This window comes from Mycobacterium sp. (assembly GCF_040509115.1).
Lineage (GTDB): Bacteria > Actinomycetota > Actinomycetes > Mycobacteriales > Mycobacteriaceae > Mycobacterium.
In genome coordinates this window covers 1-9,585 of the sequence record NZ_JBEVLO010000339.1, presented here as the reverse complement: position 1 = coordinate 9,585, position 9,585 = coordinate 1, and the positions used below count along the sequence as shown (strand labels likewise).

The following is a 9,585-nucleotide window of genomic DNA, read 5'->3' as shown; positions in this document are numbered from 1 at the left end:
CACAGTCGTCCCGAGCATCGTCGCGGAGGCCAACCCGGTCTACGCCCCGGCCGCGGAGAGCGCCACCGTGCTTGTCGCCGCGTCGGTCGTCGTCAGCGCCATCCTGTGCCCCATCATCACGGTGCTATGGGCCCGAGTGGTCCTCAAACAGCCCGCCGGCGGTAGCCGGGAAAGCGATGCCGCCTTCGCGGAGGACCCCCCGATTAGCCAGGGACCCGACCCCAACGGCCGGGGCGACGAGTTAGCCGGCGGTAGCCGGGGAAAGGATGCCGCCTTCGCGGAGGACCGCCCGACGAGCCAACAGCCCGACCGCAACGGCCGGGGCGACGAGTCAAAGGGAAAAGCAGATGCGTGATCGGCGACTGGTGCGCTGCACCTACTACCTCGAGACCGACGGCGACCCGCGCCGTGGCGCAGAGATGCTCGCCGGCGAACAGTCCAGCGGAACCTTCGTCGCCGTGCCCGGCGAGACCGATCGGATTCGGGTTCGCCACGCTGCCGAGGTGATCGACGTGCGCGAACTCGGAGAAGTGACGCCCTCGCTGCCATCTCGCACTCGTCCAGATAAGGTGCGGGCCGCCGAAGTCGTCGTGCAGTTCCCGATGGAGAACATCGGCACCGACCTCGCAACCCTGCACACCACGGTCGCGGGAAACCTCTTCGAACTCGTCGGCCTCTTCGGCTGCCGGCTGCAGGACGTGACTCTGCCCGACGAATTCATCGAGGCGCACCCGGGGCCCGCATTCGGGGTCGAAGGGACTCGCAAGCTCATCGGGGGTACCGATGGCGCATTCGTGGGAACCATCGTCAAGCCGAACGTCGGTCTCAGTGAGCCCGAATTCCGTTCGGTGGTGCGGGAATTGGCCCGCGCATCGATCGACCTCATCAAAGATGACGAGCTGATGACCGATCCTGAGTACTTGCCGCTGGAGACCCGGGTGCGGGTGGCGATGGAAGAGATCCATGCGGCCGAACAGTCGACGGGGCTTAAGACGATGTACGCGTTCAACATCACCGGTGACCTCGCCGGATTGCGGCGACGCCACGATCTCGTCGTCGGCGCAGGCGGCACCTGCGTCATGCTCACGGTGCCGGTCATGGGGTTGCCTGCCCTGGCCTGGTTGAGGTCGTTCAGCGCGGTGCCGATCCACGGACACCGGGGCGGCCTGGCCGCAGCGATGCGCCACCCCGGTCTTGGCGTGTCGTACCGGGCGTGGCAGAAGCTGGTACGGCTTGCCGGCGCCGACCACATTCACGTCAGTGGATTGCGCAGCAAGTTCTACGAAATCGACGATGAGGTCGCGGCCAACATTGCGGCGCTGCGGGAGCCCTTGGGCAACACCATCCTGCCGCTCCCCGCCTTGTCGTCGGGCCAGAACGTGCATACCCCTGAGCCCACCTTCCAGGCCGTGGGGACCACCGATCTGATGATGCTCGCCGGTGGCGGCATCGCGGCCCACCCCGATGGCCCGGGCGCCGGGGTACGAAGCCTCCGGCAGGCCTGGGCGGCCGCCGCGGGGTCGCGAGCAGTGGCAGAGGAGGCCAATGAGCTTGACCGACAAGGGGATTCAGCGCTGCGGCGCGCATTGTCCTGCTTTGGGGCGACCGCATGACGACGTTCGGGTTCCTGGCCGACGACCTCACGGGTGCCAGCGACGTGATGGCGCAGGCACATGCTCACGGCATGTCGGCGATGCTGGTGCTCGATCCGCACAAGGTCACCCGCTCTGCGGATGTGGTGGGGATCGCGGGTCCACTGCGGTCTCAGTCCGGCACGGCGCTGGAGTCGAGTATCCGCGCCGGGCTGGATGCGTTGGCGCATCTCAACCTCGATGTCGTTCTGTACAAGGTGTGTTCGACCTTCGATTCCTCTCCGACCGTCGGCAATATCGGCCGCGCCATCGAACTGCTGATGAAACGCTTTCCCGGGCACGGGTCGGTGCCGGTTGTGCCCGCCCAGCCTGAGTTCGGTCGGTACACCGCGTTCAGTCAACACTTTGGGGTCTACCAACACCAGATTCACCGATTGGACCGCCATCCGGTGATGGCCCACCATCCGTCCACCCCGATGACCGAGTCCGATTTGCGACGGGTGCTGTCCGCGCAACTCCGCGACGGTTCGCTGCCGCACGCGCTGCACCTCACCGGATACAGCGACGGCACGTTCGACGAACAGTGGGGGCAGCTGCGTGAGGACCCCGGTTACGCCTTCGTCGTGGATGCCGTCGACGCCGCGCACATGGACACCGCTGCCCGCGCCCTGATGGCTCACCGACCAACCACCGGTCCGGCGATCATCGTGGGGTCGGGCGGAATCATGGCGGCGCTCGCCCGTAATCAGACTGGCCAGCGCCAGGCGATCCTCCCCTCGCCGACGAAGTCGTCGGGGCCGACCCTGGTGGTGTCGGCGTCGGCGTCGTCCACCACGGCCGCGCAGATCGACGACGGGGTGGCCCACGGGTGGGTCGACGTGCCCATTCCCGCAGAGGCTTTCGCCGCCGCGCCAGACTCCAGCTGGGTGCAGGTCGTCGAGGAGGCGCTCACCGCCGGTCGCGACGTCATCGCCCACACCGCCCGAGGCCCCAAGGATCTCCGGCTGTCCAGCGGCGCAGGTTCCGAAGAAGTGGGTGGGGCGATCGGAGCCGTCGCCGGGCAGATGGCGCGGTCCGGATTGACCCGCGACGTAGTGGTCTGCGGTGGAGACACCTCCAGCCATGCCCTGGCAGCGATGGGTGTCAGTGAGCTGCGAATCAGCGACCTGTTCGTGACGGCAGGACCCATCTGTAGCGCCGACGACGACTCCGATGTTGCGGGTTGCCGGCTACTCCTCAAAGGCGGCCAAGTCGGCGGTCCGTCCTTGTTCCGGTCCTTCAGTGGCCAATCCAACGAAAGGTAGATCATGCTCGGAGTCATCAAAGCTGTTGCTGACAAGGGATTCGAAGTCCACGACGACTGGCCCGAACCCACCGTCAACCCCGGCGAAGTCTTGATCGACGTGGCTGCGGCCTCTCTGTGTGGAACGGATCGTGAAGTCTACGAATGGACCCCGTCGGCGCAGGCCTTCGGCCTGTCACTACCTGTGGTTACGGGACACGAGGGTGCGGGAACCATCCTCGAGGTCGGACAGGGCGTCACCGGCCTGCGGCCCGGTGACCGGGTCGCACTGGAAAGCCACCTCGTATGTGGACAGTGTTACGCCTGCCGCACCGGCAGCGCCCACACCTGCGAGCGCACCGGCATCATCGGAATGCACATCGACGGTGTGTTCGCCGAACGCGTCGCCGTGCCCGCGGCAATCTGCGTGCCCCTACCGGACGCACTGCCCCTCGAGGTCGGCGCACTGCTCGAATCAGCGGGGGTGGCAGTGCATGCCATCCAACGGTCCGGCTCCGGCGTCGCGGGCCAGAACGTTCTGGTGAACGGGTGCGGTCCGGTGGGGCTGGCGCTGATCCAGATCGCGGTGGCGATGGGCGCTGCACACGTTGTTGCGGTGGAACCCAACCCGTTCCGCCGCAAGCACGCCGAGAGCATCGGCGCTCAGGTGCTGGAACCCAGTGATCCGGTGGCCGAGGTCTGTCGTGACCTTGCCGGAGCCCGCGGCGGCTTCGACGTCGCGTTCGAGGTTTCCGGTGTGCGCGGAGTGCTCCCTACGCTCTTCGCATCCCTGCGCCGAGAAGCGACCCTAGTGACCATCGGCCACCCCGGCGGACCGGTTGAGATCGACATTGCGGCCTACATCAACAAACGGGGAATCACGCTGCGCGGCATCTTCGGTCGTCGACTGTGGGACACCTGGGAGCAGTTGACTCTGCTGGTGGAATCCGGTCGCCTGGACTTGAGCTGGCTGATCACCCATCGGCTGCCGCTGAGCCGGGTAGACGAAGCGATCGAATTGTTGTCAGGCGAAGCGAACAAGATTCTGCTCGTGCCGTCCATGAAGGACGTCCATGACGGGACGGCTCACTAGCGGCCCGGCCTCTGGGACGGCAGGCGTCCCGCACGATTTACGATCGCGCGGCCCTGTTCGCTGTATCTGTAAGGAATCACCGCCATTGCGCGTGCGTGGCCCCGCTCTGTCGGCAACACTGAGGATTGGGTGGGCGCGGGACGTGAAGCGAGACGGGGCGGGACATGCGACAAATACTCGGGTTGAGGGCGGTTGTCGGGCTATCGATGCTCGTCATATTCGTGGCGGTCGGTTACGTCGCGCCACAGCCAAGTAAGGCCGATCCCGGGATGTGCGCCGACGGGGGCGCACCCGACGCAAACGGAGTGTGCCGCGTCGTGACGAAAACCGGCCCGGACAAATGGGAAGTGGAGCCCATCGAGTTCTGTCCTGTGAACGTGACCACACCGTGCAAACTGGGCTCTCCGCCCGCCCCGGCCCCTCCGCAGAACACGTCGACGGTGACCGGCGATGTCGACGTCTACGACGTTCCCGGCGGCGTCGGCACGGTGGTCGGAATGCTGAGCGTCGGCCAGCAGGTCACGAAGAACTGCCAGCCAGACAACTGGTGCGAGGTACCAGGGCAGGGCTGGGTCTGGGGAGACTTCTTGAGCTAGGAGCACCCCAACCTGGTGCCGTTCCCGAGGACAAAGCCGCTGCGCAGTGGGTAAGAAGTAGGTACAGGAAAGGCCGTCCAACGTGTGTCGGGCGGCCTTTTCCGCTGGTCCCGGTGGAGCGGGCGACGGGAATCGAACCCGCGTAGCTAGTTTGGAAGACTAGGGCTCTACCATTGAGCTACGCCCGCGTTGGCACTGCACGGGAGACTGTACCGGCGTCGACGCATTCAAATCCAATTGATGGCGTCGCGTCGTCTGCCCGTAGTATTCCGACGGCAGTAAGGCACGGGGTGTAGCGCAGCTTGGTAGCGCATCCGCTTTGGGAGCGGAAGGCCGCAGGTTCAAATCCTGTCACCCCGACCGCACGAACGACACCCGTCGAAGAAGACACAGACATGCGAGGAGCAACACCGTGAAGAGCACCGTCGAGAAGTTGAGCCCGACCAGGGTTCGCATCAACGTGGAGGTGCCCTTCACGGAATTGCAGCCCGACTTCGATGCGGCGTTCAAGGAGCTGGCCAGGACCATCCGCATGCCAGGGTTCCGCCCCGGCAAGGTGCCCGTGAAGCTGCTGGAGTCGCGCATCGACAAGCAGGCGATGCTCGACCAGGTCGTCGGCGAGGCCGTGCCTGCCCGCTACAGCGAAGCCGTCGCGAGCTCGGACGTCCAGCCCCTTGGGCAGCCCGAGATCGAGGTTACGAGCAAGGAGTACGGCGGAGACCTGACGTTCACCGCCGAGGTCGACGTCCGCCCGGAGATCGTGCTGCCGGACCTCAAGTCGCTGTCGTTCTCCGTTGACCCCATCGAGGTCACCGATGAGGAGACCGACGCCGAACTGCAGAACCTGCGTGCCCGCTTCGGCACGCTGACCGGTGTCGACCGGGCCGCCCAGGACGGTGACTTCGTCTCCATCGACCTGTCGGCGACCGTCGACGGCGAGGACGTCGCGGACGCCAAGACCGAGGGCCTGTCCCACGAGGTCGGCTCGGGTCAGCTCATCGAGGGTCTCGACGACGCCATCATTGGCCTCAAGGCCGACGAGTCCAAGGTCTTCACGACCACGCTCGTCGCCGGTGAGCACGCCGGCCAGGAGGCCGAGGTCACCGTCACCGTGAAGTCGGTCAAGGAGCGCGAGCTTCCCGAGCCCGACGACGAGTTCGCCCAGCTGGCAAGCGAATTCGACACCATCGAGGAGCTCAAGGAGAGCCTCGTCGATCAGGTGCGCCAGTCCAAGCGCATCGGCCAGGCCGAGCAGATCCGCGACAAGGCGCTGGAGACCCTGCTCGAGCAGGTCGAGGTGCCGCTGCCCGAAGCGATCGTGCAGGCGCAGGTCGACGACACCGTGCACAACGCCATTCACGGCCTCGACCACGACGAGGCCAAGTTCGAGGAAGCCCTCGTCGCGGAAGGCAGCACCCGTGAGGAGTTCGACGCCGACAACCGCTCCAACGCCGAGCGCGCGGTCAAGACCCAGCTGTTGATGGACACCATCGCCGACGAGTTGGACATCCAGGTCGGCCAGAACGACCTCACCGAGCGCCTGGTGCTGATGTCGCGTCAGTACGGCATCGAGCCGCAGCAGCTCCTACAGGTGCTGCAGCAGAACAATCAGCTCGCGGCCATGTTCGCCGACGTCCGTCGGGGCCTGACCATCGCCGCGGTGGTGCACGGCGCGACGGTCACCGACACCAACGGCACCGAGATCGACACCACTGAGTTCTTCGGACCGGCCACGACGCCTGAGGCCGACGTGATCGACGCCGCCGAGGCCGCCGACGAGGCCGACGAGGCCGCCGACGAGGCCGCCGAGGACGACTCCGATCGCGAGGACGAGGCCGTCGAGGCCAAGTGACGCTGTGAGCGAACGCTCGCCCTCGGAGGAGTGCTCGCCGCGCAGGTTTGGTTAGTGTCAGTGAACGAGTACGAACACTCGAGAAAGCAGGTATCCAGCCGTGACTGACATGCGTTCGGGCGCGTCGGGGCTCAACCTCATCGATTCGGTTTATGAGCGGTTGCTGGCCGAGCGCATCATCTTCCTGGGCACCCAGGTCGATGACGACATCGCCAACCGTCTCTGCGCGCAGATTCTGCTGCTGTCCGCTGAGGACCCCACCAAGGACATCAACCTCTACATCAACTCGCCAGGCGGATCGGTCACCGCAGGCATGGCGATCTACGACACGATGGTGCTCGCCCCGTGCGACGTCGCGACGTACGCGATGGGACTGGCCGCCTCGATGGGTGAGTTCCTGCTCGCCGCGGGCACCAGGGGCAAGCGCTACGCCCTGCCTCATGCGCGCATCATGATGCACCAGCCCTCGGCTGGCATCGGCGGTAGTGCCGCTGACATCGCGATCCAGGCCGAGCAGTTCGCCCTGACGAAGAAGGAAATGAACCGGCTCAACGCCGAGTTCACCGGTCAGACGCTCGAGCGCATCGAGACTGACGCGGATCGCGACCGGTGGTTCACGGCTCCCGAGGCGCTCGAGTACGGCTTCGTCGACCACATCATCACCCACGCCAACTTCAACGGGAGTGCCTCGTGACTCAGCCTGCCAACGGCGGCGCCGTGAATCCCATTCAAGCGCGCTACATCCTTCCTTCGTTCATCGAGCACAGCAGCTTCGGCGTCAAGGAGTCGAACCCTTACAACAAGCTGTTCGAGGAGCGCATCATCTTCCTCGGCGTCCAGGTCGACGACGCCTCGGCGAACGACATCATGGCGCAGCTGTTGGTGCTCGAGTCGCTGGATCCCGATCGTGACATCACCATGTACATCAACTCGCCGGGTGGCTCGTTCACGTCGCTGATGGCGATCTACGACACGATGCAGTACGTGCGTGCCGACATCCAGACGGTGTGCCTCGGCCAGGCGGCGTCGGCTGCGGCCGTCCTGCTCGCGGCGGGGACGCCGGGCAAGCGAATGGCGCTGCCGAACGCCCGGGTGCTGATCCATCAGCCCGCCGTCGGTGGAGCGATCCAGGGCCAGGTCTCCGACCTGGAGATCCAGGCCGCCGAGATCGAGCGCATGCGCACGCTGATGGACACCACACTGGCCCGCCACACGGGCAAGGACGCCGCGGTCATCCGCAAGGACACCGATCGCGACAAGATCCTGACCGCAGCCGAGGCCAAGGACTACGGGATCATCGACACCGTGTTGGAGTACCGCAAACTGTCGGCGCAACCGGCCTGACGTTGGGCGCGGCGTCGGCCCGGGTTTGCCGGGCGGGCGCACTCCCCAGCGCAGGTACCGTGGGTCTCGGGACGGTTTCGATGACGACACGCCAATGGCGCGATGCGCGTTCCGGACGGTACCGGCGGTGACACGGGATATGTTCTCAATCAACGCAGGCGAATACCACCGGCGCTATTCGGCTTTATCGGTCGCATGGTGCCGGAACATACGGGTAGCGTCGGGATCTACACCCTTACGGGTGCCCGGGTGACCCACCAAACCGAGACACACCGACGGCGATCAGGAAAGTAGGGCCGCAGGCACAATGGCGCGCATCGGAGACGGCGGCGACCTGCTGAAGTGCTCGTTCTGTGGAAAGAGCCAGAAGCAAGTCAAGAAGCTCATTGCGGGTCCCGGCGTGTACATCTGCGACGAGTGCATCGACCTCTGCAACGAGATCATCGAAGAGGAACTCGCCGACGCCGACGACGTGAAGCTCGACGAGCTGCCCAAGCCCGCCGAGATCCGCGAATTCCTCGAGGGCTACGTCATCGGGCAGGACACCGCCAAGCGCACGCTCGCCGTCGCGGTCTACAACCATTACAAGCGCATCCAGGCCCAGGAGAAGTCGCGCGACTCGCGCGCCGAGCCCGTCGAGCTGGCCAAGTCCAACATCTTGATGCTCGGTCCGACCGGCTGCGGCAAGACCTACCTGGCGCAGACGCTGGCCAAGATGCTCAACGTGCCGTTCGCCATCGCCGATGCCACCGCCCTGACCGAGGCCGGGTACGTCGGCGAAGACGTCGAGAACATTCTCCTCAAGCTGATCCAGGCCGCTGACTACGACGTCAAGCGCGCCGAGACCGGCATCATCTACATCGACGAGGTCGACAAGATCGCCCGCAAGAGCGAGAACCCCTCGATCACCAGGGACGTCTCCGGTGAAGGCGTTCAGCAGGCACTGCTGAAGATCCTCGAGGGCACCCAGGCCTCCGTCCCGCCGCAGGGCGGCCGCAAGCACCCGCATCAGGAGTTCATCCAGATCGACACGACCAACGTGTTGTTCATCGTGGCGGGTGCGTTCGCGGGTCTGGAGAGGATCGTGTCCGACCGTGTCGGCAAGCGCGGCCTCGGCTTCGGCGCCGAGGTTCGCAGCAAGGCCGAGATCGACACGCAGGACCACTTCGCCGAGGTCATGCCCGAGGATCTGATCAAGTTCGGTCTGATCCCCGAGTTCATCGGCCGTCTTCCGGTCGTGGCGTCGGTGACGAACCTCGACAAGGAGTCGCTCGTCACCATCCTGTCCCAACCCAAGAACGCCTTGGTCAAGCAGTACAACAGGCTGTTCGAGATGGACGGTGTCGAGCTGGAGTTCACGCCCGACGCCCTGGACGCGATCGCCGATCAAGCCATCCACCGCGGCACGGGTGCCCGTGGCCTCCGCGCCATCATGGAGGAAGTCCTGCTGCCGGTGATGTACGACATCCCCAGCCGCGACGACGTCGCCAAGGTCGTCGTGACCAAGGAGACCGTCGAGGACAACGTGCTCCCGACGATCGTGCCGCGCAAGCCATCGCGCAGCGAACGGCGCGACAAGAGCGCCTAGCCCTTCCTGGGCGCGACTACTCGGGTTCTGAGGCCTGGTTCCACTCGTAGGAGAGGAACTTCCCGTCCAACGTCACCACCACGCGGTCGCCGCCGGGGTGAGGCTTCTTCTCGACGTTCACACTGAAGTTGATGGCGCTCATGATGCCGTCACCGAATTGCTCGTGGATCAACTCCTTGATCGCCCCGCCGTATACCGACAGCGCTTCGTAGAAGCGGTAGATCGTCGGGTCGGTGGG

General features: G+C 65.5%; 10 protein-coding genes and 2 tRNA genes. 10 read left to right on the top strand and 2 right to left on the bottom strand.

Annotated features, from left to right (window positions below; genetic code table 11):
- From ABW137_RS23735 to ABW137_RS23715, 5 genes are all read left to right on the top strand, one after another.
- A partial coding sequence (locus ABW137_RS23735; protein ID WP_526403903.1) for a 2-keto-3-deoxygluconate permease occupies positions 1-355 on the top strand: 355 nt, incomplete at its 5' end.
- A complete protein-coding gene (locus tag ABW137_RS23730) occupies positions 348-1,613 on the top strand; it encodes a RuBisCO large subunit C-terminal-like domain-containing protein (protein ID WP_526403902.1) in 1,266 nt (421 codons plus the stop codon). The genes ABW137_RS23735 and ABW137_RS23730, both read left to right, overlap by 8 nt.
- On the top strand, positions 1,610-2,896 hold the full coding sequence (locus ABW137_RS23725; protein WP_526403901.1) for a four-carbon acid sugar kinase family protein: 1,287 nt from the start codon (positions 1,610-1,612) through the stop codon (positions 2,894-2,896). The genes ABW137_RS23730 and ABW137_RS23725 overlap by 4 nt, the downstream gene beginning before the upstream one ends.
- 3 nt (positions 2,897-2,899) lie before the next feature.
- The gene (locus tag ABW137_RS23720; RefSeq protein WP_526403900.1) at positions 2,900-3,967 is read left to right on the top strand and encodes an alcohol dehydrogenase catalytic domain-containing protein; all 1,068 of its coding nucleotides are present in this window, start codon (positions 2,900-2,902) and stop codon (positions 3,965-3,967) included.
- Between the two features lie 317 nt (positions 3,968-4,284).
- Positions 4,285-4,563 (top strand): hypothetical protein, encoded by a 279-nt coding sequence (locus ABW137_RS23715; RefSeq protein WP_526403899.1) that lies wholly within the window; start codon positions 4,285-4,287, stop codon positions 4,561-4,563.
- Between the two features lie 114 nt (positions 4,564-4,677).
- On the opposite strand, the gene ABW137_RS23710 is transcribed toward ABW137_RS23715, so the two are convergent.
- Positions 4,678-4,751, bottom strand: a tRNA-Gly gene (locus ABW137_RS23710).
- 98 nt (positions 4,752-4,849) lie between these two features.
- Between ABW137_RS23710 and ABW137_RS23705 the strand changes: the two genes are divergently transcribed.
- The 5 genes from ABW137_RS23705 to clpX all read left to right on the top strand — a co-directional run bounded on the left by ABW137_RS23705 (position 4,850) and on the right by clpX (position 9,347).
- A tRNA-Pro gene (locus ABW137_RS23705) sits at positions 4,850-4,923 on the top strand.
- A gap of 52 nt (positions 4,924-4,975) precedes the next feature.
- Positions 4,976-6,415, top strand: a complete 1,440-nt coding sequence (gene tig, locus ABW137_RS23700; RefSeq protein ID WP_526403898.1) for a trigger factor — start codon at positions 4,976-4,978, stop codon at positions 6,413-6,415.
- A gap of 109 nt (positions 6,416-6,524) precedes the next feature.
- Positions 6,525-7,109 (top strand): ClpP family protease, encoded by a 585-nt coding sequence (locus ABW137_RS23695; protein WP_526403905.1) that lies wholly within the window; start codon positions 6,525-6,527, stop codon positions 7,107-7,109.
- A gap of 23 nt (positions 7,110-7,132) precedes the next feature.
- A complete protein-coding gene (gene clpP2 / locus ABW137_RS23690) occupies positions 7,133-7,759 on the top strand; it encodes an ATP-dependent CLP protease proteolytic subunit ClpP2 (RefSeq protein ID WP_526403904.1) in 627 nt (208 codons plus the stop codon).
- Positions 7,760-8,066: 307 nt separating this feature from the next.
- Positions 8,067-9,347 carry an ATP-dependent Clp protease ATP-binding subunit ClpX gene (gene clpX, locus ABW137_RS23685; RefSeq protein ID WP_526403897.1) on the top strand — a complete coding sequence of 427 codons (1,281 nt, stop codon included), beginning with the start codon at positions 8,067-8,069 and terminating at the stop codon, positions 9,345-9,347.
- Positions 9,348-9,363: 16 nt separating this feature from the next.
- On the opposite strand, the gene ABW137_RS23680 is transcribed toward clpX, so the two are convergent.
- Positions 9,364-9,585, bottom strand: a 222-nt coding sequence (locus tag ABW137_RS23680) for a cyanase (protein ID WP_526403896.1), incomplete at its 5' end; no start/stop codon positions are given.